This is a genomic window from Duganella rivi (assembly GCF_009857435.1).
In the GTDB taxonomy this organism is placed as follows: domain Bacteria; phylum Pseudomonadota; class Gammaproteobacteria; order Burkholderiales; family Burkholderiaceae_D; genus Rugamonas; species Rugamonas rivi.
The window spans coordinates 701,981-726,262 of record NZ_WWCK01000005.1; the positions used below are offsets into that span (position 1 = coordinate 701,981).

Sequence of the window (24,282 nt, forward strand, 5' to 3'; positions counted from 1 at the left end):
AGTGTACCTGCAAAGCCCGGATTAAGGTAGATCGGCAGAGCCCATGCGGCGCAAAATCACACCGGTTCGGCGGGCCAGGTAGTTGGAATCGCGGTGTTTATCGAAATAGCGCGGATTTGGCAGCATCACGGCCAGTTTGGCGGCTTGCATGGCGCTCAAATTGGCCGCGCTGACGCCGTAATAATGGCGCGCCGCCGCCTCGGCCCCAAAGGTGCCGGTACCGAACTCCACCACGTTCAGGTAGATCTCGAAGATGCGCTCCTTGTCCATCAGCGATTCCAGCATGAAGGTGATGATCAGCTCCTCGCCCTTGCGCAAATAGCTGCGCGAACCGGACAGGAATAGATTCTTGGCCAGCTGCTGGGTAATGGTCGAACCGCCCGACACCACCTTTTTCTTCTTGTTGTTCTTCTCGTAGGCCTTTTGCAAGGCTTCCCAGTCGACGCCGTCGTGGTCGGAGAAGTTGGCGTCCTCGGAGGCGATGATGGCGCGCTTCAGGTTGTTCGAGATGCGGTTGTACGGCACCCACAGCTGCTGGATATTGGCCTTGGGATTCTTCTCGCGCAGCGCCGATTGCTGCTGGCGCATGAAGGCGGTCATGGATGGATTGTGATCCACCCACCACCAGATTTGCAGGAAGAAGTACAGCTGCACCGCCAGGAACAGCAGGATCGGGATAATGAAGATCCACTTCACCCAGCGCCATTTTCCAGTCGATTTGCTCATAGCTTGGCGCGCAGGTTGCTCAGCACGTCGGCCGTGGCCGGCTGCACGCCGCGCCACAGCTGGAAAGCCTCGGCGGCCTGCTCGACCAGCATGCCCAAACCGTCACGCAACTGTGCGCCGTGCTGGGCTGCGAACTGCAAAAATACAGTGGGAGAGGCTGCGTACATCATGTCCAGCGCCAAACAACCGGGCGCAAAAATCGATGGCGACACCGGCGGCACTTCCGCGCTCAGGCTGGCGGCCGTGCCGTTGATGATGATGTCGTACTCGCCCTCGATCTCGGCAAAGCCGCAAGCCGCGACCACGCCCTCGCCGCCCAGCGCGGCAAACTGCTCGACCAATTCCTCGGCCTTGGACACGGTGCGGTTGGCGATCACCAGCTTGGCCGGGCGATGTTCCAGGATAGGCAGCACCACGCCGCGCACCGCGCCGCCCGCGCCCAGCAGCAGCACGCGCTTGCCGGTAATAGTCACGCCGGCGTTGCTGACGATGTCCGCCACCAGGCCCGCGCCATCGGTGTTGTCGCCGATGATGCCCTCGTCGCTGAACACCAGCGTGTTGACCGCGCCGGCCGCGCGCGCGCGGATGGTCAGCGCCTGCGCCAGCTTGACCGCTTCCAGCTTGAACGGCACCGTCACGTTGGCGCCCTTGCCGCCCTCGGCGATGAAGGCGCGCACGGCGTCGGCAAAGCCGTCCAGCGGCGCCAAACGGCGCTCGTATTGCAGGTCTTGCCCCGTTTGCGCTGCGAACGCGGCATGGATTTCAGGCGATTTGCTGTGGGCAATCGGGTTGCCGAACACGCAGTAGCGATCCATATTGTTAACGTCCTCCGCCGTTCATATCGGCTTGTAATTTATCTTCGCGGGTGAATTTGAAGGTGGTGATGATGACCCACAAATCATCCTTTTCGCTGGACAGCATGTTGGGCGGGAAGCGGCCGAACGGCGCCGAACGGCGCACGATGCGCATCGCCGCCTCGTCCAGGGCCGGGTTGCCGGAGCTGCGCTCGACCTTGATGCCGCCTTCTTTTTCATAGATGGTGCCGTCCTGGAACACCGGGATCGACAGCATCAGCTGGCCATACAGCTTGCGCCCGTTCACGTTCGGGAAGTTCAGCGTACCGAAGTCCTCGATGCGCTTTTGCATGGTCTTGTAATAGCTGGCGTAGCCGGCCTCGCGCGTGCTAGGCGTGATGGTGGTTTTCTTCGGCCGCTTGTTTTGATCTTCGATGGTTTCGCTGATTTCCGCCACGCGGCGGGCGATGGCTTTGCTCGATTCCAGCAGGTCGGCGCCGGTTGGCGTTGGATCCGGCTTGGCTTTTTCCGTGATCGGCGGCGCGGCCACCGGCGAGGCAGAGTTCACCTGGGTCAGCAGGTTTTTCTGGCGTTCTTCCAGCTCGGCGATGCGGCGCTTGGTGGCCTTGACGCTGTCGCCCATCTCGGTCTTGCGCATGTCCGGCATCGGCGACTTGGAGCGGCCCTTGTCGACCGTGCCGCCGCCGTCCAGATTGGCTTGAGCGACGGCGTCAGCCTTGAGCGGAGCCTTGTTGTGCTTGGCGTTGACGAGGATGACTTCCAGCCCCGGATCGGTGGCCTGCACCGGCGCCGGCGTCGGCGCCACGAAGCGCATCGCCAGCAAAGCGCCATGCGCCATCAGCGAGATGGCGAGGGCGGTATATAGCAGGCGATTTTCCTTGAAAGACTTCACGCTGGCAGGTTTCTGGTTACGTCGGAACAGGTCGGTGCGCTGATTTTACTCGATTCGTTAAGCGGCGTTGCGGCGCAGGTTGAAGAAAGCATTGACCGTCAGCCGGCCCGTGTCCACGTCGTCGCGCAGCAGTGCCGGGCTATGGATATCGGCGCTGTGGAATACCGTGCCATGGTAGAAGATCGCCCGGTTCCACGCCGGCTCCGCCGTGTAGATTTTCTCGAAATAATGGTCGGACGCCACAGCATAGCCATCGCCGGCGCCGGTCAGCGCGGAAAAGCCGGCGCGATCCAGCGTACCCGAGCGCACTACCATGTCATGGAATTCAGCCTCGGAACATTTTTTCCGGAAGAAACCGGTGCCGCCCAGGCGCGGATCGTTAAACAGATACAGCACCATGGCGCCGGTGCCCGCCCGGTTCGGCTGGGGCACGGTGTCGCAGTGGCAGACGCGTTGCAGGTTCTGCAGCTGCGGCGGCTGCAGCGTGGCCAGCGCCAGGCGCGTGGCCAGCATGTCGGTGCGCCGCGCGCCCAAGGGCTTGCGCACGTGCTCAACGATGAACTGGCCAAATGCCTGCTCCATCTGCGGCGGCAGGTTGAATTCGGGGCCGGGAAAATAGTTGTGATCCGCATCGGAAAACTCGGCGCGCGATTGCCGGGCCAGCTCGACCAGCTGCTGCGGCGCGCGCAGCAAGTCGTCGACGATGACCAGGTTCTCGCCGTCGTACAGCGGCACGACGCGAATTTTGGGATGCGGATTGAACATCACGGCGCCGGCGTGTCGGCAGCCGGCACCGCGCTGCTCTCGGCCGTGGTTTCCTCGGCGGTTTCAGCATCGGCGACCGGGCCGGTCTCCTCTTCCTCCTCGTAATCCAGGTCGGCATCGGCAGCCACCGCGTCGGTCGGGATTTCGAGGATGCGCGCTTCGACCGTCAGATCCACTTCGTCCCAGCGCAGGATGTCCAGCTTGACGGTCGCGCCGCGCGCCACCGACGGCATGCCCGGCAAGCGAATGATCAGCGGGATATCGGTCAGGCGCAGCACCTCGTCCTTAAGCACCACGGCTTCGACCTGGCGCGCGTTTTCCTGGCCCAGCCAGCGCAGGCACCAGTAGCGTTCCATGTTCGACTGGTGGTCGGCGTACGCGCCATAGGCAGCATCAAATTGCGACACAATCGCGAACAGCCCTGCATCCTTGTGCTTGAAGTGCGCGACCAGCGGCGCCATTACGCCCTTCTCGGCGCAGGCCAGGATCTGCCATTGGTTGACCAGGTCGGTATAGCGGCGCAGCGGCGAGGTGCTCCAGGCGTACTGGTCTACGCCCAGGCCTTCGTGCGGCGCAGCGTGCGTCAGCATGCGCACTTGCATCTTGGCGTTCCAGCCGCCGACGCCACGGCCCTGGCTGCGGTAGATGCCCGGCACGCCGTTGTCATGCATCATCTTGCCCCAGGTGCTGTTGGCGAAGATCATCAGCTCGGCGACGATCTTGTCCAGCGGCGCGCCGCGCTTGCGGCGGGTGACGGTCACCACGTCGTCTTCCACGTAGAAGTTGTAGTCCACGCGGTTGTTTTGTTCCGGCTTGAGGCCGAAGGCTTCGCGTTTGACCATGCGCGCCGCTTCCAGCACTTGCGCCCATTTCCAGATCAGGCACAGATCGTCCTTGTGCGGGTAGTCGCCCTCGCCGCTGGCCAGCGTTTCTTCGTTGACCAGATCGTCCAGATCGTTGTGGCGCAGGTTGTGCGCGATCGGCACCATCTCGGCGCGGGTCTCGCTGGAGATCACCGACCAATCGGCCGGGTTCAGCGTGGCGTACAGCGACAGCGCCGGGCAGGTCTTGCCTTCGGCCAGCGTGAAGGCGTTCACCACCGAGTCCGGCAGCATGGTGATCTTATCGCCCGGCATGTAGACGGTGGACATGCGCGCGCGCGCCATCTTGTCGACCGCGTCGTCCGGCTTGATGCCCAGGCCCGGCGCGGCAATGTGGATGCCGACCTTGACGTTGCCATCGGCCAGATGGGTGACCGAAAAGGCGTCGTCGATCTCGGTGGTGGTCACGTCATCGATGGAGAAGGCTTTCACGTCCGCCAGCGGCAGATTGGTCGGCGCCACCGGCACCGGCACGTCCGGGAAGCCCGCGCCTTTCGGGAAATTCTCGAACAGGAACTTGGCCATGTGCAGCTGCTTCGGCGACTGCACGCCGCCCACCGCCAGCATCAGGCGCTGCGGATTGGTGTGCAGCTCGTTGCAGGCCGCTTCCAGCGCCTTGTACTCGATGCCGTTTTTGTCCGGCTTGAACAGCAGCTGCATGACGATGTTCTGCATCGATTCCGGCAGCTTGTTGGCTTTCAGTTCTTCCACATAGCCGGCTTGAATCAGCGCCTGCTGTTTCTTTTTCTCGATGCCGGCCAGCGCCGCGCGCAGCGATTGCTCGGGCGCGGCCTTGTAGCGGCCACGGCCTTTTTTGTAGAAGTAAATCGGCGACGAATGCAGGCTCAGGATCAGGCCGGCCGCTTCCGCCGGTTGCGGCGCGTGGCCGAAGTACTCGGCGCCCAGCTCGGCAAAGCCGAACTCCTCCTCGCCCGCGACTTCCCACAGGAATTCGAGGTCGATGTCAGCGGAGATGGCCTTGGCTTGTTCCATCAGCTCGCCCGGCGACGGTTTGTCGAACTGCAGCAGCACGTCCTTGGTCTTGACCTTGGTGCGCTTGCCGCTGGCCATTTCGACTTGATAGGCCTCGCCGGCCTGGGTCATTACGCTGCCGACCTTGAAATCGCCGGATTCTTCAAAAAATACATTCATCGTTTATTTGTGTTCGTTTTAATCAGTTCCAGCACGGAAGGCAGGAATACCTCCGTCACCAGCAGAGTACCTTGCCGGCGCCGATATAGACAGCGCCGTGCATATAATATGCGTGTATCCGGGGCCGGCACGCCGTTGGCGATCAGCGCCGCGCGCGCGCGTAGCGCCAGAGGATGCCCTTTCCGCAATCTTGCAAATTCCAACACGCCGCGCTGTACCAGCGGATCGCCAAACAGCGTGGTGCCCAGCGAGCGCTCACCCAGAGCGCTAAACAGCGGCCAATCCGTGGCCGTGGCCGACATCGGCACCACCGTGTGTGCGTACACCACGGGCGTATTATCACATCTCAGCAGCACTTCCCTTTCCCACACGCGGCCGCGATGATGCAGTTCGATCGCCGCCGTTTCGTCGCTGAGACAAACCGCAGTGCGCTGGTGCAGGCATTGCACGCGGAAGCTGTCGCTGTGCGCTTTCAGGCGCATGGTCAGCGAGCCGCCTTCCATCAGCCACGGCACGTAAGCGGACGGAGCATTCAAAGCCAGCACGTGCGGCTGCCATTGCGCCTGCCGTAGCGAGGCGCTGCGTGGCGGCGCCTTCAAGACTGCGCCTCGATGCCGCAAAAGGCCAGCACCGCATCCACGTACTGCGGGAATTCGGAGACGGCGTGGTCGCTGCCTTCAATAAGGTGCTGGCGCGCGCCCTGGTAGTGGGTCAGCATGTCGCGGTAGTCGAGTACTTCGTCGCCGGTGGCGGCGATCAGGAAATAGCGTTCCGGCTTGCTGATCTTCGGCACTTCCAGTGCACGCAGTTCATCGATGTACTCGCGCTTGAATTCAAACGGCTCGTCGGAGTGGTATTGGGTGGTCACGCCGACGTGCTTGTCCAGGTCGAGGCTCGGCACCACGGCTGGATTCAGCAGCACGGCTTTGCAACCGATGCGCTCGGCCAGCCAGGTGGCGTAATAGCCGCCCAGCGAGGAGCCGATGATGCTCAACTCATTGGCCGGGATGCCCTCTATTAAAGACAGCGCCAACTCCATCGCCGCTTTCGGCGAGGCCGGCAGCTGCGGGCTGATAACTTGGTCGGCCAGTCCCAGCGCCGCCATGCGCTCGCCGACCACGCGTGCTTTCATGGAGCTCGGCGAGGAACGGAAGCCGTGCAGGTACAAAATCATGAGGCCAGCGCTTTCAAGAGCTTGTCGTGGATGCCGCCGAAGCCGCCGTTGCTCATCACGATAACGTGGTCGCCCGGCTTTGCGGCCTTGGCGATGGCGGCCACCAGCGCGTCGATATCTTCATAGGCGCTGGCGATCTCACCGAGTGGCGACAGGGCCACGCCCACGCTCCAGCCCAGCGACTTCTCGACGCCGTAGCCGAACACGAGATCGGCCTCTTTCAAGCTGCCCGGCAGCGCATCCTTCATCGCGCCCAGTTTCATGGTGTTGGAGCGCGGCTCCAGCACGGCCAGGATGCGGGTGTCCTTGCCGACTTTCTGGCGCAGGCCGCCGACCGTGGTTTCAATCGCGGTTGGGTGGTGGGCGAAGTCGTCGTACACCGTGATGTTGTTGACCACGCCGCGCACTTCCATGCGGCGCTTCACACTTTCAAAGCTTGCCAGCGACTTGGCCGCTTGCGCCACCGGCACGCCGACGTGGCGGGCGGCGGCAATCGCGGCCAGTGCGTTGGCGCGGTTGTGCTTGCCGGTGAGCTGCCATTCCACGCGGCCGGCCACCTCGCCTTTGAAGATCACGTCGAACGTGCCGTCATCGTGCTCGTTCATCGCCCAATCCGTGCCCTCGCTGCGGCCAAAGCTTTCCCTCTCGCTCCAGCAGCCGCGCTTGAGTACGCGTTGCAGCGAGTCTTCGTCGCCATTAAAGATGACACGGCCGATGCCCGGCACCGTGCGCACCAAATGGTGGAATTGGGTCTCGATTGCGCCCAGATCGGGGAAGATGTCGGCGTGATCGTATTCGAGGTTGTTGAGGATCGCAGTCTTGCCGTGGTAGTGCACGAACTTGCTGCGCTTGTCGAAGAAGGCGGTGTCGTACTCGTCGGCCTCGATCACGAAGAAGATCGAATCCTGATCACCCTGCATGCGCGCCGATACGCCAAAGTTCATCGGCACGCCGCCGATCAGGAAGCCCGGCGCGTAGCCCGCGTCTTCCAGGATCCAGGTCAGCATGGCAGAGGTGGTGGTCTTGCCGTGCGTGCCGGCCACGGCCAGCACCCACTTGTCCTTTAATATATGGTCGCCGATCCACTGCGGGCCCGACACATACGGCAGGCCGCGGTTCATGATTTCCTCGATCAGTGGATTGCCGCGCGTGACAACGTTGCCAATCACATACAGGTCGGGATTCAGCGCGGTCTGCTCCGGGCCGAAGCCTTGGATCAGTTCGATGCCCTGCGCTTCCAGCTGCGTGCTCATCGGTGGATAGACGTTGGCGTCGCAGCCGGTGACGCGGTGGCCCGCTTCTTTTGCCAAGACCGCCAGGCCGCCCATGAAGGTGCCGCAAATACCGAGGATGTGAATGTGCATAGTAAATTAGACGACGTGTGAATACGCGATTTTACCCGACCCGCCGCGCTTTTCCCGGTTCAGAGTATTATCTCGTCCATGACGCCGAATGTTAATGAAGAACTCCAGCTCCTGCGTGCCGAGATTGCGGCGGCCGCCGCGCGCCTGATCGCAGAGGACGGGGCAGACTACAACACGGCCAAGCGCAAGGCAGCCAAGCAAATCCTCGGCGACACCCAGCCGCCGCTGAACCTGCTGCCGGATAACGCCCAGATCGAGGCGGAAGTGCGCATTTACCAATCGCTATTCCACGCCGACACCCAGCCGGCCCGGCTATTCCGGCTGCGCACGCTGGCGGTCGATATCATGGAAGGCCTGGAGCGCTTTCAGCCCTTCTTAACTGGTTCGGTATTAAATGGCACGGCCGGCCCGCACGATGACATCCACTTGCAGCTGTTTGCCGACAGCGCCAAGGAAGTGGAGATCTTCCTGCTCAACCGCAATTTACAAATCGACATCTCGGAAACGCCGCACTTTAAAGGGCCGCGCCACGGCATGGTCGAAACCGTCAGCTTCATGTGGCACAAGGAAGGCGTGCACGCTGCTTTATATGAGCTCGACGATTTGCGCGGCGCTGTGAAAACGCGCGGCGACGGCAAACTGGCCCGGGCCGACATTGCCGCGGTGCGCGCCCTATTAGTTAACAGTACTCACCCACCATCGACACCATGAATAAAAAACACTTGGCGGCCTACGCCGTTGTTGCCGTCCTGTTCGGCGTTGCCGGCGCGTATGTCGGCCTGAATAAAAAAGAACAGCCTGCGCCGCTGACCTCGGTTCCGGCCGGCCCGTCCAGCGGCCCGGTCAACGAACTCTATAAACAGACGCTGCCGGATGCCAAGGGCGTCGCCACCGCGCTGGCCCAATATAAAGGCAAGGCCATGCTCGTCAATTTCTGGGCGCCATGGTGCGGCCCATGCGTGCAGGAGATGCCGGAGCTGTCGGCGCTGGCCGCCGGAGAAGAGGGTAAGAAGCTGCAAGTTATCGGCATTGGCATCGATTCGCCGACAAATATCGCGGAATTTAGCGACAAATATAAGATCACCTACCCGGTACTGGTGGCCGGCATGAGCGGCACCGAGCTGTCGCGCCAGTTCGGCAACAGCGGCGGCGGCCTGCCGTACACGGTGTTGATCGGCGCCGACGGCCAGGTCAAGAAGACCTACCTCGGGCGCCTGAAATTTGACGAGCTGCGCAAAGATTTAGCAAGTCTGTAAATAAATTCATAAGTTTTTTTCTCTTGCCAAATGCCGGTAGTTGGCGTCAAAATGCGTCTCTTTCGCGGAGAAGGCTCAAGAATCATGGCAAAAAACCTTCTACTGCTCAACGGCCCCAACCTGAATTTGCTGGGTTCCAGAGAGCCAGAGGTCTACGGCGCAAGCACTTTGGCCGACATCGAACACGCTGCCCAGGCACAGGCCCAGGCAGCGGGTGCGAGCTTGTCTTGCTTCCAGAGCAACCACGAAGGTGCACTGATCGACCGCATCCACGCAGCCAAGTTGGAAGGCGTGGACGCCATCGTCATCAATCCGGGCGGCTTGACCCATACCAGCGTCGCCCTGCGCGATGCCTTGGCCGGGGTGGCCATCCCGTTTGTGGAAGTGCACATTTCGAATATTTACCAGCGTGAGTCGTTTCGACACCACTCATTCCTTAGCGCGATTGCACTAGGCACGATCTGTGGACTGGGTATCGAAGGATATCGGTTTGCCATCGACTTCGTCCTTAAAAAGCGATAACCTACGCGATCCGCGCGCATTTTATACATACACAAGACATTCCTGGGGGTTACATGGATCTACGCAAGCTGAAGACCTTGATTGATTTGGTCGCAGAATCGGACATCGCCGAACTCGAAGTGACCGAGGGCGAGAGCAAAGTTCGCATCGTCAAGTCGTCCGCACTGCCGCAAAACCAAATGGTCATGATGCAGCCGCAAGCTATTCCTCAGTACCATGCTGCTCCGGCCGGCGCCGCCGCAGCCCCAGTTGCCGCCGCCGCGCCAGCCGCCGCTGCCGCACCAGCAGAGCCAACCGGCCACATCGTCAAATCGCCGATGGTTGGTACCTTCTACCGTTCGTCGGCGCCAGGCGCGGCAGCGTTTGTGGAAGTCGGCGCCGTGGTCAAAGAAGGCGACACCCTGTGCATCATCGAAGCGATGAAGCTGCTCAATGAAATCGATGCCGACAAGTCCGGCACGATCACCCAGATCCTGGTCGAGAACGGCCAACCGGTCGAATTCGGCCAACCGCTGTTTGTGATCGGCTAAGAACGGATCGCGCCCTCCCCATCGGCGACGGGCGCGCCTTCTTGGTCCGCTTTCCTCCTCACCTGACGCAGCCACTGAAGAAGAACTCTACTTCACGGCGCTCACAGACATAGCGAACCTATCATGTTTGAAAAAATCCTCATTGCCAACCGCGGCGAAATTGCCCTCCGTATCCAACGCGCTTGCCGCGAGCTGGGCATCAAGACCGTCGTGGTTCACTCGGAAGCAGACAAAGACGCCAAATACGTGAAGTTGGCGGATGAATCGGTGTGTATCGGCCCGGCGCCTTCGTCGCTGAGCTACCTGAACATGCCGGCCATCATCAGCGCCGCTGAAGTGACCGACGCTGAAGCAATCCACCCAGGCTACGGCTTCCTGTCGGAAAACGCCGACTTCGCCGAACGCGTGGAAAAATCGGGCTTTGTCTTCATCGGCCCGCGTTCGGAATCGATCCGCATCATGGGCGACAAGGTGACGGCCAAGCAGACCATGATCAAGGCCGGCGTGCCTTGCGTGCCGGGCTCGGAAGGCGCCCTGCCGGACGATCCGAAAGCCATCGTGCAGATCGCCCGCAAGGTCGGCTACCCGGTCATCATTAAAGCAGCCGGCGGCGGCGGCGGCCGCGGCATGCGCGTGGTGCACACCGAGGCAGCGCTGATCAATGCGGTGCAAATGACCAAGACCGAAGCCGGTACTGCCTTCGGCAACCCGGAAGTCTATATGGAGAAGTATCTGGAAAATCCACGCCACGTGGAAATCCAGATCCTCGCCGACGAACACAAGAACGCCGTCTGGCTGGGCGAACGCGACTGCTCGATGCAGCGCCGCCACCAGAAGGTGATTGAAGAGGCGCCAGCGCCGGGCATCCCACGCAAACTGATCGAAAAAGTCGGCGAGCGTTGCGCTGAAGCTTGCCGCAAGATCGGCTACCGTGGTGCAGGCACCTTTGAATTCCTGTACGAAAACGGCGAGTTCTACTTCATCGAGATGAACACCCGGGTGCAGGTGGAACACCCTGTCACCGAGATGATCACCGGTATCGACATCGTGCAAGAACAGATCCGCATCGCTGCGGGCGAGAAGCTGCGCTTCCGCCAGCGCGACGTGATGCTGTCCGGCCACGCCATCGAGTGCCGCATCAACGCCGAAGATCCATTCAAATTCACGCCGTCGCCTGGACGCATCACGTCCTGGCACGTGCCGGGCGGCCCGGGCGTACGCGTCGACTCGCACTCGTATGCGGGTTATTATGTGCCACCGCACTATGATTCGATGATCGGCAAGGTCATTTCCTACGGCGCGACCCGCGAGCAGGCCATCCGCCGCATGCAGATCGCGCTGTCGGAAATGGTCGTCGAAGGCATCTCGACCAACATCCCGCTGCACCGCGAGCTGATGGTCGACGCCCGTTTCATTGAAGGCGGCACCAATATTCACTATCTTGAGCAGAAGCTGGCCGACATGCCGGACCTGCACAAACTGAGCTTGAGCAACAAAGGGTAAGAAATGAGCTGGACTGAAATCGTCATCGAAATCGCGCGTGACCACGCCGAAGCCCTCTCCGAGGCGCTGATGGATGTGGGCGCCCTGTCGGTTTCCGTGGAAGACGCCGACGAAGGCACCGACGCGGAAAAACCGCTGTTCGGCGAGCCGGGCATGGAACCTGCCGAAGCTGCGTGGGATCACAGCCGCGTCGTCGCGCTGACCGACGAAGATGACGATCAGGCCGTGATCGTTGCCGCTGCGGCCGGCCAGATCGGCCTCACCACCCTGCCAAAGTTCACCACCCGCAAGGTGGAGGAGCAGGACTGGGTGCGCCTGACCCAATCGCAGTTCGCGCCGATTCCAATCGGTAAGAACATCTGGGTAGTGCCGTCGTGGCACGAAGCGCCGAACCCGGATGCGCTGATCCTGGAACTGGACCCGGGCCTGGCGTTCGGCACCGGCAGCCATCCGACTACCCGTTTGTGCATGGAATGGCTGGAAGCCAATCCGGCGCCGGGCAAGACCGTGCTCGACTACGGTTGCGGTTCCGGCATCCTGGCCATGGTGGCCAAGAAGGTTGGCGCCGGCGAAGTGGTGGGCGTGGACATCGATCCGCAAGCGATCGAGTCGGCGGCCGATAACGCTACCCGCAACAACTGCGAAATCACCTACTTCCTGCCTGATACCTTCGCCGAGTCGAAGCATGCATCGCAGCGTTTCGATATCGTGGTGGCCAACATCCTGTCCAGCCCATTGAAGCTGATGGCGCCGATGCTGTCCGGCCGCGTGGCTGACGGCGGTTCGCTGATCCTGTCGGGCGTGCTGGCGCGCCAGGCGGAAGAAGTGGCGGCAGCGTATGCCCCGTTCATCAAGCTTGGCGTCTGGGCCGAGCAAGACGGTTGGGTGGCGCTGCATGGCCGCCTCGGCAGCGACACTGTCCCGCCTGCGCGTTAATCGCATCGATGGCGCTCGCCACTAAATGCCCCCACTGCAACACGGTATTTCGGGTCGCTCATGACCAGCTGAAATTACGTGGGGGCATAGTGCGCTGTGGCTCCTGCAATGAAGTCTTTGATGGCAATGCGGCCCTGCTGGAGCCGCCTGCCACGCTCCCGCCTCCGCTTCCCTTCGACCAGAAAATGGCCGCGCTCGATACGCGCGCTGCCGAGGCATTGACGGCCGAAGAACCGGAACCAGTACTCGAACTTGACGACGTGCTCGATGATGAGCACGCCGGCGCGCCTGCCGAAGCTGCGACCGAGCCGGAGCCGGAACCGGTGCTGGATGTCGATGCGGCCGGCGAGCCTGAACCTGTCGCCGCCGCACCGATCCCGCTGCCGGCCGAACCGGCCATCCTTCCCGCCAATACCGACGCCCTGTTCGATCTCGATCTCGACATCGAATCCGAGCCTGACCTGGAAGCCAGCATCGAGCCGGAAGTGAGCGCCGCGCCGCTGGAAGACATCATCTCAACCGAAGCGATGAGCGACGACGAGCTGGAAGCCGCGCTCGAAGCCGAACTCTCGGCCATGGAGCAAACGCTGGCCGACGTCCAGCACGACGCCGACGGCCTGCCGACCGAAGACGACGCCTTTGCCAATATGTCCGGCGGCCGCGTCGAACCGACGTGGGGCGAACCGTCATTGGACGACGAGCCGCAAGCCGGCGCCGGCCCCGGCCTCAACACGGCCCTGGCCGCAGCCGCCGACGCCGTGTTCGCCGCCGAGGCGGAACATGCAGCCGCGCCGGCGCCAGAGCCTGAGCAAGCGCCGGCCGCCATCTCCGCGATTGACGACGGCCTCGCCAACTTTCTCGCCTCGCCGGACACTGGCAGCGAGGACGACGACATCCCGGCCGACCGCTCCGCTGCCGCTGCACAAACCGCAGCCCCATCGCGCGACGACCTGGCGGACGACCTCGACGCCGACGAAGAAGCGCTCGTCCAGCTCTCCAGCGGCGGCCTGGCCGAAGCCCAGGCCGAGCGCGCCCACGCCTACCTGCACGCCCAGGCCGACGACGGCCTGGCGCCAGCCAACGAAGAACAAGCCGCGCCGGAAGAACCGGGCTTCGTCAAGCGCGACCGCCAGCGCCAGAAATTCGGCAAGGCCGCCACCATCTTCATGAGCCTCGGTTCGGTGCTGCTGGTGGCCGCGCTATTGGCGCAAGCCGTGACCACCTTCCGCAACTCGCTGGCCGCCGCCATGCCGCCGCTGAAACCGGCGCTGACCGCCGCCTGCCAGACACTGGGCTGCAAAATCGAACTGCCGACGCAGATCGACGACCTCACCATCGAACAAGGCGAGCTGCAAACCCTGAGCGAGACCGCGTTCTCCTTCACCACACTGCTGCGTAACCAGAGTTCAACCGCGCAAGCATGGCCGTCGATCGAACTGGTGCTGGACGATGACAAGGACAAGCGCATCCTGCGCCGCGTGTTCACGCCGCGCGACTATCTGAACGCCGACATCGCGGTCGAGCACGGATTTGCCCCGCACACCGAACAAGCCGTTAAACTGTACTTCGAGCTTCACGATTTGAAAGCATCCGGCTATCACATCGCTGTCTTCTACCCATAAAGAACTATCATGACCCAGACCTCTTTGATTTGCGGTTCGATCGCCATCGACACCATCCTGCAATTCCCTAACCGCTTCGACAGCATCCTGCTGCCGGATCAGCTGCACAAGGTGAACGTGTCCTTCCTGGCGCCGACCATGCGCACGGAGTTCGGCGGCTGCGCGCCTAACATCGCCTACAACCTGCAACTGCTTGGTGGTTCGCCGCGCATCGTCGGCGTGATGGGCCAGGATAACGCCGCCTACATGGCGCGCTTCCGCAAGCTGGGCCTGGCCACCGACAACATCCTGATCAAGGAAGACGCGTACAACGCCCAGTGCTTCGTCACCGCCGACCAAGACAACAACCAGATCAACGCCTTCCACCCGGGCGCCATGTCGTACGCGCACGAGAATGAAGTGGCCAAAGCCGGCCCGGCGCGCATCGCCATCATCTCGCCGGACGGCCACCTGGGCATGAAGAAGCACGCCGCCGATTTGGCCAGCCTGCAAATCCCGTTTATCTTCGATCCGGGCCAGCAGCTGCCGATGTTCAACGGCGAAGAACTGATTGAGTTCATCGACAAGGCCACCTACGTCACCACCAACGATTATGAAATCGAGCTGCTAATCGAGCGTACCGGTTTGTCGCTGGCCGATATCGCCAGCCGCGTCGAAGCGCTGATCGTCACCCGCGGCGAGCAGGGTTCGGAGATTTACACCAAGGGCCAGAAGATCGAGATCCCGGCGGTGAAGGTGGAAGCAGCGCTGGATCCAACCGGCTGCGGCGACGCGTATCGCGCCGGCCTGCTGTTCGGCATCACCAATGGCTGGAGCTGGGAGACCACCGGCCGCCTGGCCAGCCTGCTGGGCGCGATCAAGATCGCGCACAAAGGTGCGCAGAACCACCACTTCACCGCCGCCGAAATCGCGGACAAATTCGAAGCAGCCTTCGGCTACCGCTTCTAACCCGCACGGCGGCATACAAGGGTCTGACACCGTACGGGGTCAGACCCCGCCTTACCGGGTTACGACCGCCGCTCAATCGCGCAGTGTAAAAAAGGCAGACCATCGGTCTGCCTTTTGCTTTTGACGTTGGGGTGGCTTTAGCGGCCGCTAAACGCCATCCCCAACAGCAACTGCGCAATCTGCAGCAGGATCAGCGCCACCAGCAGCGACAGATCCAGATTCCCCACCAGCGGCACCACGCGGCGGATCGGCCGCAGAATCGGCTCGTTCAGCGCGCGCACGAACGGCGCCAGCGGTGCATGCGGGTTCACCCAGCTGAAGATCGCCTCGATCACCAGCAAGGCCATGAAGCCGTACAGAATCCATTCGAGGAAGCGCTGGAACGCCATCAGCAGCACCGCAGGCCACGGCCAGCCGGCAAAGAACAGCACCGACGTCGCCGCCAGCACGATCAGGAAAGCGCCGATCAGGCTCGCCCAGTCATACCCGCCCACACCCGGCACAATGCGGCGCAAAGGGCGCACCAGCCAGTCCGACAGCGTGAACGTGAACTGCGCCACTGACGACGGTGGACGCACGCGGATTGCCTGCATCCAGAACCGCAGCAGCAAGACGCCGCCCAGCAAGGTGGCAATGGCGTCGACTATCAACTTAAGAATACTGAGCACGAATCCCCTCCAAATAAAAAAGCCGCTGTGTGATTGTCTCACACAGCGGCCATTGCCTCAGCAGGCTTCTAAGCGTTTAAGACTTAGGAAGGACGGGTGCTGGTTGGGAACGGCCATGCTGCGGCCGGCGCCAGTACGGTTTTCGCTGCTGGCGCGGCGGCTGGAGCTGCCGGTGCTGCTGGAGCGGCGGCGGCTGGAGCTGCTGGCTTGGCGGCTTCCTTCTTCGGAGCTGCTTTTTTAGGAGCGGCTTTTTTAGCTGCTGGCTTGGCGGCTGGAGCGGCTGCGGCTACTGGAGCGGCTGCTGGTGCTGCGGCGACCGGAGCGGCCGCTGGCTTAGCGGCTGGCTTGGCGGCTTTTTTTGCTGCTGGCTTAGCTACTTTTTTAGCGGCTGGCTTAGCAGCTGCAGGCTTCGCAGCTGCCTTAACCGGCTTTTTTGCTGCTGGCTTAGCCGCAACCTTTGCAGCCGGTTTGGCTGCCGTTTTAGCTGCTGGTTTTTTGGCAGCTACTGCTTTCTTAGCAGCTGGCTTGGCGGCGGCTTTCTTGGCAGCTGGCTTGGCAGCGGCTTTTTTAGCAGCTGGCTTGGCGGCTGCTTTAGGAGCTGCCTTCTTGGCTGCTGGTTTAGCGGCTACTTTTTTCGCTGCTGGTTTTGCGGCTGCTTTAGGAGCGGCTTTTTTAGCTGCTGGCTTAGCGGCTACTTTTTTCGCTGCTGCTTTAGGAGCGGCTTTCTTGGCTGCTGGTTTAGCGGCTACTTTTTTTGCTGCTGGCTTGGCTGCTGCCTTGGCGACGACTTTTTTCGCTGCTGGCTTGGCGGCTGCTTTTTTCACTGCTGGCTTAGCGGCTGCTTTAGGCGCGGCTTTTTTCACTGCTGGTTTAGCGGCTACTTTTTTCGCTGCTGGCTTGGCGGCTGCTTTTTTCACAGCTGGTTTGGCTGCTGGTTTAGCGGCAGCTTTTTTCACTGCTGGCTTGGCGGCTGGTTTAGCAGCGGCTTTTTTCACAGCTGGTTTAGCGGCAGCTTTAGCGGCTGCTGGTTTTTTTGCTGGAGCGGCGGCTTTAGCTGCTGCTGGTTTTTTTGCTGGAGCAGCTTTCTTGGCTGCTGGTTTCTTTGCGGCGGTTGCCATGTTTAGTTCTCCTTCATCGGGGATGGGAAAAATTCGTTTACAAGATTTAAACCCGTCCAACCCAGGTGGGCCAGGCGAATTATTCATCGGCGCAAACCGTACTCCGTTTGCGCTAATGAATTCGGCACTAGCTGAACTGCTGCATCTCCTCACAAGTGCAGCGCTTCAGCCATCGATCCACCCGCCGTCCGAGGCCGGAGCGGCGTGCAGATACAAATCTTGTGGCGACGTTTTGCGGTGGCCCGGGCGTGTCCTCAGCTCCTGTAACCTACGTCGCAGCCACGTCGCAGTTTTCGTTTTCAAACAAAAAACCGCCCGGCCTGAATTGAATCAGGCAAGACGGTTGAACAAAAACGACGTGGTCTTGTGCATATCTGTTGAATCAGTGTCCCGTATCTCGGTCATCTTTGCGCGGTGCGCCTTCAATTTAATTCGCACTTTTTAAATCACGCATTTTCAAGTTCGTAAAGTACACGAAAACCTTGTCGGTGCGCAACCAGCACGATAGAGATTCGCGCGCTTTTTTTACGTTCAACGCGGGCCAACTCACACATGCCTACCGATTCAACGTGTTCGCTTGCGTCGCTGCGCACTCTTCTCGCGCGCTCAATCGGGTTCGGGAAGTGCCGCGCGCATCGCGCCGAAAAATTCGCACTTCAAAGTAAGCCTTATGCTACCTGGGTGTCTGCGATCGCGCCAAGATCGGCTGAAAAATCGCGTGACCCGCTTCCGAATCCGAGAGCGCTTGCGCGTGCTGCGCGCGCCGCTACTACTCGCTGTTTTTAATTCGTCGCGATTATGAGACAGAGTAAGGCGAATAGCAAGCGGAATACAGCGGTGCGCCGCACTGCGCCAGCGTTTTAGAGTGCGTGGTCGAACGCGATGATGCGCGCGAACGGTGCTGTAAATCGGCGTTAAGGTAGACGGGGACAGGCGGCGTTTGAAATGGCTCGCGGCTTTACTCGGCGTCTTCCAGCTTGCGGCGCGCCACCCACTCGTTCATGTCGGCGGCGACGCGCTTGAGCAGTCGCGCGAGATCGCGGCGCTCGGCGTTGGTCCAATCGGCCATCAACTCGCCGACCAGCTCTTCGCGCATGCGGTCGATGGCGTCGGCCATCTCGCGTCCCAGCTCCGTCACCTCCGCTTCGCGCACACGCTTGTCGCGCGTGCCGGCACGGCGCACCACCAGACCCAGTTCATCGAGTCGCGCCACCTGCCGGCTGACGGTGGTGTAGTCGCGGCCGACCAAGTCGGCCAGCTCCACCACGCCGATCGGGCCACGGCGGTCGATGCGCACCAGCAGGGGAAGCAGCGCGCGTTCGAGTGGCATCGCCATCTCGGACATCAGGGCGACGTCGGGCTCGGGACGGCTCATGAAGCCGATGATGTCGAGCAGCGCGTCATGCAAATCGCGGATATCTTTATTCATATGTGCATTATACACATAGTTATTGACACGGTTTTGAGGCCGGAATAATATGTGCAAAATACACTCATTTAAAAGGAGCGCAGCATGCACACCGATATCCTGATCTGCGGCGCCGGCGCGGCCGGTCTTACCCTGGCGTTGGATCTCGCGCGCCGCAATGTCGGCTTTCTGCTGATCGACCAAGTGGCCGAACCGTTCGGCGGCTCGCGCGGCAAAGGCATCCAGCCGCGCACGCTGGAGATCTTCGAAGCGCTGGAGGTGGCCGACCGCATGATCGCTGCCGGCGGACGCTATCCGTCGCAGCGCCACTATGCGGCCGATGGCAGCTACCACGATGAAGTGTCGGTCGCCGCCCGGGCCGCAACGCCTGCCGAACCATATGGCGAACCGCTGATGCTGCCGCAGCACCTGACCGAAGGCATTCTGCGTACGCGCCTGGCGGAACTCGGACAGGCGCCGCGCTATGGCCACGCGCTGCTGGGATTTGAACAGGATGGCGAAGGCGTGACGGCGCGCGTCAGTTCCGCCGAAGGAGAGAGCGTGATCCGCGCCCGCTACCTGATCGGCGCCGATGGCGGCCGCAGCTTCGTGCGCAAAAGCCTGGACATCGGCTTCCCCGGCGAGTCGCTCGGTGCGCGCGCGGTGGTGGCCGATTTGACGCTCAGTGGCTTATCGCGCGAGGTGTGGCATCGCTGGGGTAAAGGTGCGGAGCAAATTAGCTTATGCCCTTTGCAGGGGACGGCGCTGTTCCAGTTACAGATGCCGATTCCGCTGGAGGGCGAGTTCGATCTGTCGGATGAAGGGATCACTGCCGCCATCGCTGCGCGTACGGGGCGCGACGACATCGAGGTACACGCAGTGCATTGGCGCTCCGACTACGCGATGAGCGCGCGGCTAGCAGAGCGCTACCGAGTGGGCCGCGTATTCCTCGCCGGCGATGCGGCGCATGTGCATCCACCGACTGGCGGGCAGGGTCTGAACACCAGCGTGCAGGATGCATGGAACCTTGGATGGAAACTGGCAGCCGTGCTGCGCGGCGCCGACGAAGCGCTGCTCGACACCTATGAAGAAGAACGCCGCGAGACCGCCGCCGAGATGCTGGGTATGTCCACCCGCCTGCTCGACGCGGCACGCGAACGCGGCGATTTGCGGCGTGGGCGAGAACAGCAGCAGCTGGACTTGGGGTATCCGCGTTCATCGCTGTCGCGCGGCGAACGCGCCGGCTTCCGTGCGCCGGATGCGCCGCTGCTAGGGGCTGGCGGCCAGCCGCGCCGATTGTTTTCGCTATTGAATACCGGGGATTGGATAATGCTGCGCTATGAAGCGAGCGGTGAGGCGACGATCGCTCCACGCCGAGGCCTACGCATCATCAACATCGGCGAGCATGCCGAACTGCGCGACCAGGGGCATCACTTGCGAGACGCCTACGCCCTCCAACCCGGCAACATCGCGCTGCTCCGCCCCGACGGCTACCTCGCCGCCCTCACCCACGACGAGCACAGCCCCGCGCTGGCGACATATATTAGTAGATTAGTGCGTTAGCCTTCTTAAGCCAATTGCTTCTGGGTTGACGGTGCTTGGATTTGAAAGCATGCGGCACTCCCCCAACCCGCACACCGCTACGGCCAGGGTCTGACCCCGTACGGGGTCAGACCCTTTCGCTTGGGGTGCTAACAGCTGCGGTTAACCCAAACCCAAAAAAACAAAAGCCTCGCAGTGCGAGGCTTTTTGCTGGGTGCAGCGAACGGAGATTAATCCCAGTTCAGCGCGCCGCCGGTCTGGTATTCGATCACGCGGGTCTCGAAGAAGTTACGTTCTTTCTTCAAGTCGATCATTTCGCTCATCCATGGGAATGGATTCTCTTCCTGATCGAACAGCGCCTCCAGGCCGATCTGGGTGGCACGGCGGTTGGCGATGAAGCGCAGGTAGCCTTTGAACATGGTGGCGTTCAGGCCCAGCACGCCGCGTGGCATGGTGTCTTCGGCGTAGGCGTACTCCAGTTCCACCGCTTTCAGGAACAGCTGCTTGATCTCTTCCTTGAAGGCCGGGGTCCACAGCAGCGGGTTTTCCATCTTGATGGTGTTGATCAAGTCGATGCCGAAGTTGCAGTGCATCGATTCGTCACGCAGGATGTACTGGTATTGCTCGGCGGCGCCCATCATCTTGTTCTGGCGGCCCAGCGCCAGGATCTGGGTGAAGCCGACGTAGAAGAACAGGCCTTCCATCAGGCAGGCGAACACGATCAGCGATTTCAGCAGCTTCTGATCCTGCTCCACGGTGCCGGTGGTGAACGACGGGTCGGTCAGGGTGTTGATGAACGGGATCAGGAACTCGTCCTTGTCACGGATCGATTTGATCTCGTTGTAGGCGTTGAAGATCTCTTGCTCGTCCAGGCCCAGCGATTCGACGATGTACTGGTAGGCGTGGGTGTGGATCGCTTCTTCAAACGCCTGGCGCAGCAGGTACTGGCGGCACTCAGGCGCGGTGATGTGGCGGTAGGTGCCCAGCACGATGTTGTTGGCAGCCAGCGAGTCGGCAGTCACGAAGAAGCCGAGGTTGCGCTTGACCAGACGGCGCTCGTCTTCGGTCAGGCCGTTCGGGTTCTTCCACAGCTCGATGTCGCGCTGCATGTTCACTTCTTGCGGCATCCAGTGGTTGGCGCAGCCAGCCAGGTATTTGTCCCATGCCCACTTGTACTTGAACGGCACCAGCTGGTTCACGTCGGTTTTGCCGTTGATGATGCGCTTGTCGTCTGCGTTCACGCGCAGCGCGACTTGTTCAGCGCTGCCCTCGGAGGTGGCCAGCGCGGCTTGATTGACTGCTTGTTTGGCCGATGCGGCCTCGTCGTCCCAGGACAGCGACATAATAATGAGTTCCTTCTATATATGGGTATTGTGCGCCGTCCCTGCTCAGGACGGCGCACGCTTCTATTGTATTACTGGCAGGCTTCGCATTCCTCGAAACCGTCGTCGCCTGGACGCAGGTAGCAGGCGGCGCCGTCTTCCTCAGCCGCAGCGACTGGCGCCGGGGCAGCTGGCGCAGCGTTGGCCGCAGCCAGGCCGCCGTCCACCGGCACGGCGTTCAGGGCGCCGGTCTTGGTGGTGGATTTCTCCATGTGGGTGGCAGCGATGGTACGCAGGTAGTAGGTGGTTTTCAGGCCACGCAGCCATGCCAGCTTGTAGGTTTCGTCCAGTTTCTTGCCCGAGGCGCCGGCCATGTAGATGTTCAGCGACTGTGCCTGGTCGATCCATTTCTGGCGGCGCGAGGCGGCTTCCACCAGCCAGCTTGGCGACACTTCGAATGCGGTTGCATAAATGTCACGCAGATCTTGCGGGATGCGGTCGATCTTGGCCAGCGAGCCGTCGAAGTATTTCAGGTCGGCGATCATCACCTCGTCCCACAGGTCGCGTGCTTTCAGGTCACGCACCAGGTAGGAGTTGATCTCGGTGAATTCGCCCGACAGGTTGGACTTCACGTACAGGTTCTGGAAGGTCGGTTCGATGCAAGCCGACACGCCGATGATGTTCGAAATGGTCGCGGTCGGAGCGATCGCCACGCAGTTCGAGTTACGCATGCCGAACTTGGCGATGCGCTCGCGCACCGGCGTCCAGTCCATGGCCGACGACAGGTCTTGCTCCAGGTAGCCGCCGCGCTCTTCGGCCAGCAGCTTGATCGAGTCCTGTGGCAGGATGCCGCGATCCCACAGCGAACCTTTGTACGAAGCGTAGTGGCCGCGTTCTTCGGCCAGTTCGGTCGACGCCAGGTAGGCGTAGTAGCAGACAGCTTCCATCGAGGTGTCGGCAAACTGCACCGATTCCATCGACGAGAACGGCACGCGCATCATGTGCAGGCAGTCCTGGAAGCCCATCACGCCCAGGCCGACCGGACGGTGACGCATATTGGCGTTACGCGCTTTTTCAACCGCGTAGTAGTTAATGTCGATCACGTTGTCCAGCATGCGCATCGCGGTGCGGATGGTTTTTTGCAGCTTGACGTGATCCAGCTTGCCTTCTTTCATGTGGGCCGGCAGATTGACCGAACCCAGGTTGCAGACAGCGATTTCGTCCGGGCCGGTGTTCAGGGTGATCTCGGTGCACAGGTTCGAGCTGTGAACCATGCCCACGTGCTGCTGCGGCGAACGGATGTTGCATGGGTCTTTGAAGGTGATCCATGGGTGGCCGGTTTCGAACAGCATCGACAGCATTTTGCGCCACAGATCCAGTGCCTGGATTTTCTTGAACACGCGGATTTCGCCGGCGGCGGCTTTGGCTTCGTAAGCGACGTAGGCTTTTTCGAAGGCTTTACCGACCAGATCGTGCAGGTCAGGCGTATCCGATGGCGAGAACAGCGTCCACTCGCCTTTTTCCATCACGCGCTTCATGAACAGGTCTGGAATCCAGTTGGCGGTGTTCATGTCGTGGGTGCGGCGGCGGTCGTCGCCGGTGTTCTTGCGCAGGTCGAGGAATTCCTCGATGTCCATGTGCCAGGTTTCCAGGTAGGCGCAGACTGCGCCCTTGCGCTTGCCGCCCTGATTGACTGCAACGGCGGTGTCGTTCACCACTTTCAGGAACGGCACCACGCCTTGCGATTTGCCGTTGGTGCCCTTGATGTGGGCGCCCAGCGCACGGACTGGCGTCCAGTCGTTGCCCAGACCACCGGCGAATTTCGCCAGCAGGGCGTTTTCCTTGATGGCGTCGTAGATGCCTTCCAGGTCGTCCGACACGGTGGTCAGGTAGCACGACGACAGCTGCGAGCGCAGGGTGCCCGAGTTGAACAGGGTCGGGGTCGACGACATGAAGTCGAAGGTCGACAGCAGGTTGTAGAACTCGATGGCGCGCGCTTCGCGGTCGCTTTCGTTCAGGGCCAGGCCCATGGCGACGCGCATGTAGAACGCCTGCGGCATTTCGATGCGCACGTCACGCACGTGCAGGAAGTAGCGGTCGTACAGGGTTTGCAGGCCGATGTAGCCGAATTGCAGATCGCGGTCGGCAACGATGGCTTTCGCCAGGCGGGCCAGGTCGAACTCGCCCAGTTTGGTGTCCAGCAGTTCGGCCGCGATACCTTTGGCGATGTACTGCGGGAAGTAGGTCACGTATTCGGCAGCGGCGGCGCCTTGGGCGACTTCCTTGCCGAACACTTCTTTACGGATGGTGTGCAGCAGGATGCGGGCGGTCACTTGCGAGTAAGCCGGATCCTTTTCCATCAGCGCGCGGGCAGCCAGGATGGCCGATTTGTGCAGTTCTTCGACCGGTACGCCGTCGTACAGGTTTTTCAGGGTTTCAGCGACGATGGCGTCGGCATCCACGTGTTTTTCCAGGCCGATGCAGGCAGCGCCGATCAGGCCCGTCACGCGCGACAGTTCCAGCGGCTTGCGCTCGCCGTTTTCCAGCACGCTGATTTGCGGTGCGTTGACAGCAGCGGCGGCGCCCTGGGCTTCCTTGGCGGCGCGGCGTTCTTCCATGTGCTTGGCGCGGTACAGGACGTAAGCGCGAGCGACGTCGTGTTCGCCCGAGCGCATCAGCGCCAGTTCAACCTGGTCTTGCACGTCTTCGATGTGGAAAGTGCCGCCCGATGGCTGACGGCGCACCAGCGCGGTCACCACGCTGCCGGTCAGCTGTTCGACCAGTTCGCGGATGCGGGCCGAAGCCGCGCCTTGACCGCCATTCACGGCCAGGAAGGCCTTGGTCATGGCGACTGCAATTTTCGACGGTTCAAACGCGACAACCGCGCCGTTGCGGCGGATGATGCGATAGTCACCGAGGTCGCTCGCTGCCGTTGCCGGGCTGCTGGCGGTACTCGCAGCCACTGCTGGTACCAGTGCTGGATTGATGGTGATGTCTTGAGTAGATTGCATTTAAGCTCCCCGGTTACAACGCGCAGTCGTTGCTGCCCGCATATGTTTGTTTAACAATAATTAGTGTCACGGCAACCACTATATCTAGTGCCTGATCAAACACGATCCACTGATTGTAGTAGCCGCC

General features: G+C 61.5%; 23 protein-coding genes and 1 pseudogene. 12 read left to right on the forward strand and 12 right to left on the reverse strand.

The annotated features are described in order from the left end of the window. Positions 1-21: 21 nt before the first annotated feature. Genes mtgA through mpl form a run of 8 tightly spaced genes read right to left on the reverse strand, consistent with a single transcriptional unit; the run spans position 22 to position 7,769 of the window. Positions 22-726, reverse strand: a complete 705-nt coding sequence (mtgA, locus tag GTP45_RS19295; RefSeq protein WP_161015489.1) for a monofunctional biosynthetic peptidoglycan transglycosylase — start codon at positions 724-726, stop codon at positions 22-24. Then, the gene (gene aroE / locus GTP45_RS19300) at positions 723-1,541 is read right to left on the reverse strand and encodes a shikimate dehydrogenase (RefSeq protein ID WP_161015490.1); all 819 of its coding nucleotides are present in this window, start codon (positions 1,539-1,541) and stop codon (positions 723-725) included. Before aroE ends, mtgA begins: the two co-directional genes overlap by 4 nt. Positions 1,542-1,545: 4 nt before the next feature. Further along, positions 1,546-2,433, reverse strand: a complete 888-nt coding sequence (locus GTP45_RS19305; protein WP_371874478.1) for a TonB family protein — start codon at positions 2,431-2,433, stop codon at positions 1,546-1,548. A gap of 57 nt (positions 2,434-2,490) precedes the next feature. Then, on the reverse strand, positions 2,491-3,198 hold the full coding sequence (locus tag GTP45_RS19310; protein WP_161015491.1) for a DUF6445 family protein: 708 nt from the start codon (positions 3,196-3,198) through the stop codon (positions 2,491-2,493). Then, positions 3,198-5,231 carry a ribonuclease catalytic domain-containing protein gene (locus tag GTP45_RS19315; RefSeq protein ID WP_161015492.1) on the reverse strand — a complete coding sequence of 678 codons (2,034 nt, stop codon included), beginning with the start codon at positions 5,229-5,231 and terminating at the stop codon, positions 3,198-3,200. Before GTP45_RS19315 ends, GTP45_RS19310 begins: the two co-directional genes overlap by 1 nt. Next, positions 5,228-5,830: a chorismate--pyruvate lyase family protein gene (locus tag GTP45_RS19320; protein WP_161015493.1), complete on the reverse strand. Its 603-nt coding sequence runs from the start codon at positions 5,828-5,830 to the stop codon at positions 5,228-5,230. Before GTP45_RS19320 ends, GTP45_RS19315 begins: the two co-directional genes overlap by 4 nt. After that, complete coding sequence (locus tag GTP45_RS19325; RefSeq protein ID WP_161015494.1) at positions 5,827-6,405, reverse strand: YqiA/YcfP family alpha/beta fold hydrolase; 579 nt, start codon at positions 6,403-6,405, stop codon at positions 5,827-5,829. Before GTP45_RS19325 ends, GTP45_RS19320 begins: the two co-directional genes overlap by 4 nt. After that, a complete protein-coding gene (gene mpl / locus GTP45_RS19330; RefSeq protein ID WP_161015495.1) occupies positions 6,402-7,769 on the reverse strand; it encodes a UDP-N-acetylmuramate:L-alanyl-gamma-D-glutamyl-meso-diaminopimelate ligase in 1,368 nt (455 codons plus the stop codon). Before mpl ends, GTP45_RS19325 begins: the two co-directional genes overlap by 4 nt. 78 nt (positions 7,770-7,847) lie before the next feature. Between mpl and GTP45_RS19335 the strand changes: the two genes are divergently transcribed. From GTP45_RS19335 to GTP45_RS19370, 9 genes and pseudogenes are all read left to right on the forward strand, one after another. After that, positions 7,848-8,480 (forward strand): hypothetical protein, encoded by a 633-nt coding sequence (locus GTP45_RS19335; protein ID WP_161015496.1) that lies wholly within the window; start codon positions 7,848-7,850, stop codon positions 8,478-8,480. Further along, the gene (locus tag GTP45_RS19340) at positions 8,477-9,025 is read left to right on the forward strand and encodes a TlpA family protein disulfide reductase (protein ID WP_161015497.1); all 549 of its coding nucleotides are present in this window, start codon (positions 8,477-8,479) and stop codon (positions 9,023-9,025) included. The genes GTP45_RS19335 and GTP45_RS19340 overlap by 4 nt, the downstream gene beginning before the upstream one ends. Before the next feature lie 84 nt (positions 9,026-9,109). Next, the gene (aroQ, locus tag GTP45_RS19345; RefSeq protein ID WP_161015498.1) at positions 9,110-9,547 is read left to right on the forward strand and encodes a type II 3-dehydroquinate dehydratase; all 438 of its coding nucleotides are present in this window, start codon (positions 9,110-9,112) and stop codon (positions 9,545-9,547) included. A gap of 53 nt (positions 9,548-9,600) precedes the next feature. Further along, positions 9,601-10,077, forward strand: coding sequence for an acetyl-CoA carboxylase biotin carboxyl carrier protein (gene accB / locus GTP45_RS19350; RefSeq protein WP_161015499.1), 477 nt, complete (start codon positions 9,601-9,603; stop codon positions 10,075-10,077). A 123-nt stretch (positions 10,078-10,200) separates the two neighbouring features. After that, positions 10,201-11,580 carry an acetyl-CoA carboxylase biotin carboxylase subunit gene (gene accC, locus GTP45_RS19355; RefSeq protein ID WP_161015500.1) on the forward strand — a complete coding sequence of 460 codons (1,380 nt, stop codon included), beginning with the start codon at positions 10,201-10,203 and terminating at the stop codon, positions 11,578-11,580. A 3-nt stretch (positions 11,581-11,583) separates the two neighbouring features. Continuing rightward, on the forward strand, positions 11,584-12,516 hold the full coding sequence (gene prmA / locus GTP45_RS19360; RefSeq protein WP_161015501.1) for a 50S ribosomal protein L11 methyltransferase: 933 nt from the start codon (positions 11,584-11,586) through the stop codon (positions 12,514-12,516). 8 nt (positions 12,517-12,524) lie between these two features. Continuing rightward, a pseudogene (locus GTP45_RS29335) lies at positions 12,525-12,593 on the forward strand (MJ0042-type zinc finger domain-containing protein); the annotation flags it as partial. A 108-nt stretch (positions 12,594-12,701) separates the two neighbouring features. Beyond that, on the forward strand, positions 12,702-14,138 hold the full coding sequence (locus GTP45_RS19365) for a DUF3426 domain-containing protein (protein ID WP_174821662.1): 1,437 nt from the start codon (positions 12,702-12,704) through the stop codon (positions 14,136-14,138). Positions 14,139-14,147: 9 nt separating this feature from the next. Beyond that, positions 14,148-15,086 (forward strand): carbohydrate kinase family protein, encoded by a 939-nt coding sequence (locus GTP45_RS19370; RefSeq protein ID WP_161015503.1) that lies wholly within the window; start codon positions 14,148-14,150, stop codon positions 15,084-15,086. Between the two features lie 137 nt (positions 15,087-15,223). Here the strand turns inward: GTP45_RS19370 and GTP45_RS19375 are convergent, their stop codons facing one another. After that, positions 15,224-15,754: a YggT family protein gene (locus tag GTP45_RS19375; protein ID WP_443093285.1), complete on the reverse strand. Its 531-nt coding sequence runs from the start codon at positions 15,752-15,754 to the stop codon at positions 15,224-15,226. Between the two features lie 115 nt (positions 15,755-15,869). Between GTP45_RS19375 and GTP45_RS29045 the strand changes: the two genes are divergently transcribed. Then, a complete protein-coding gene (locus GTP45_RS29045) occupies positions 15,870-15,995 on the forward strand; it encodes a hypothetical protein (RefSeq protein WP_267876205.1) in 126 nt (41 codons plus the stop codon). A 104-nt stretch (positions 15,996-16,099) separates the two neighbouring features. Then, positions 16,100-17,317 carry a hypothetical protein gene (locus GTP45_RS28065; RefSeq protein ID WP_166454670.1) on the forward strand — a complete coding sequence of 406 codons (1,218 nt, stop codon included), beginning with the start codon at positions 16,100-16,102 and terminating at the stop codon, positions 17,315-17,317. A 513-nt stretch (positions 17,318-17,830) separates the two neighbouring features. On the opposite strand, the gene GTP45_RS19385 is transcribed toward GTP45_RS28065, so the two are convergent. Then, positions 17,831-18,301, reverse strand: coding sequence for a MarR family winged helix-turn-helix transcriptional regulator (locus tag GTP45_RS19385; protein ID WP_166454671.1), 471 nt, complete (start codon positions 18,299-18,301; stop codon positions 17,831-17,833). Positions 18,302-18,385: 84 nt separating this feature from the next. On the opposite strand from GTP45_RS19385, the gene GTP45_RS19390 reads away from it, so the two are divergent. Next, complete coding sequence (locus GTP45_RS19390; protein ID WP_161015505.1) at positions 18,386-19,843, forward strand: FAD-dependent monooxygenase; 1,458 nt, start codon at positions 18,386-18,388, stop codon at positions 19,841-19,843. A 209-nt stretch (positions 19,844-20,052) separates the two neighbouring features. On the opposite strand, the gene GTP45_RS19395 is transcribed toward GTP45_RS19390, so the two are convergent. Further along, the gene (locus GTP45_RS19395) at positions 20,053-21,165 is read right to left on the reverse strand and encodes a ribonucleotide-diphosphate reductase subunit beta (protein ID WP_161015506.1); all 1,113 of its coding nucleotides are present in this window, start codon (positions 21,163-21,165) and stop codon (positions 20,053-20,055) included. Between the two features lie 71 nt (positions 21,166-21,236). After that, positions 21,237-24,155 carry a ribonucleoside-diphosphate reductase subunit alpha gene (locus tag GTP45_RS19400; RefSeq protein WP_161015507.1) on the reverse strand — a complete coding sequence of 973 codons (2,919 nt, stop codon included), beginning with the start codon at positions 24,153-24,155 and terminating at the stop codon, positions 21,237-21,239. Positions 24,156-24,282 lie beyond the last annotated feature (127 nt).

Coding starts and splice junctions, on each gene's coding strand:
- GTP45_RS29045 (WP_267876205.1), top strand. CDS start 15,870: ATGCTGCGGCCGGCGCCAGTACGGTTTTCGCTGCTGGCGCGGCGGCTG.
- GTP45_RS19335 (WP_161015496.1), top strand. CDS start 7,848: ATGACGCCGAATGTTAATGAAGAACTCCAGCTCCTGCGTGCCGAGATT.
- GTP45_RS19310 (WP_161015491.1), bottom strand. CDS start 3,198: ATGTTCAATCCGCATCCCAAAATTCGCGTCGTGCCGCTGTACGACGGC.
- GTP45_RS19365 (WP_174821662.1), top strand. CDS start 12,702: ATGGCCGCGCTCGATACGCGCGCTGCCGAGGCATTGACGGCCGAAGAA.
- mpl (WP_161015495.1), bottom strand. CDS start 7,769: ATGCACATTCACATCCTCGGTATTTGCGGCACCTTCATGGGCGGCCTG.
- accC (WP_161015500.1), top strand. CDS start 10,201: ATGTTTGAAAAAATCCTCATTGCCAACCGCGGCGAAATTGCCCTCCGT.
- GTP45_RS19340 (WP_161015497.1), top strand. CDS start 8,477: ATGAATAAAAAACACTTGGCGGCCTACGCCGTTGTTGCCGTCCTGTTC.
- aroE (WP_161015490.1), bottom strand. CDS start 1,541: ATGGATCGCTACTGCGTGTTCGGCAACCCGATTGCCCACAGCAAATCG.
- GTP45_RS19370 (WP_161015503.1), top strand. CDS start 14,148: ATGACCCAGACCTCTTTGATTTGCGGTTCGATCGCCATCGACACCATC.
- accB (WP_161015499.1), top strand. CDS start 9,601: ATGGATCTACGCAAGCTGAAGACCTTGATTGATTTGGTCGCAGAATCG.
- prmA (WP_161015501.1), top strand. CDS start 11,584: ATGAGCTGGACTGAAATCGTCATCGAAATCGCGCGTGACCACGCCGAA.
- GTP45_RS19400 (WP_161015507.1), bottom strand. CDS start 24,155: ATGCAATCTACTCAAGACATCACCATCAATCCAGCACTGGTACCAGCA.
- GTP45_RS19315 (WP_161015492.1), bottom strand. CDS start 5,231: ATGAATGTATTTTTTGAAGAATCCGGCGATTTCAAGGTCGGCAGCGTA.
- mtgA (WP_161015489.1), bottom strand. CDS start 726: ATGAGCAAATCGACTGGAAAATGGCGCTGGGTGAAGTGGATCTTCATT.
- GTP45_RS19325 (WP_161015494.1), bottom strand. CDS start 6,405: ATGATTTTGTACCTGCACGGCTTCCGTTCCTCGCCGAGCTCCATGAAA.
- GTP45_RS19385 (WP_166454671.1), bottom strand. CDS start 18,301: ATGAATAAAGATATCCGCGATTTGCATGACGCGCTGCTCGACATCATC.
- GTP45_RS19390 (WP_161015505.1), top strand. CDS start 18,386: ATGCACACCGATATCCTGATCTGCGGCGCCGGCGCGGCCGGTCTTACC.
- aroQ (WP_161015498.1), top strand. CDS start 9,110: ATGGCAAAAAACCTTCTACTGCTCAACGGCCCCAACCTGAATTTGCTG.
- GTP45_RS19395 (WP_161015506.1), bottom strand. CDS start 21,165: ATGTCGCTGTCCTGGGACGACGAGGCCGCATCGGCCAAACAAGCAGTC.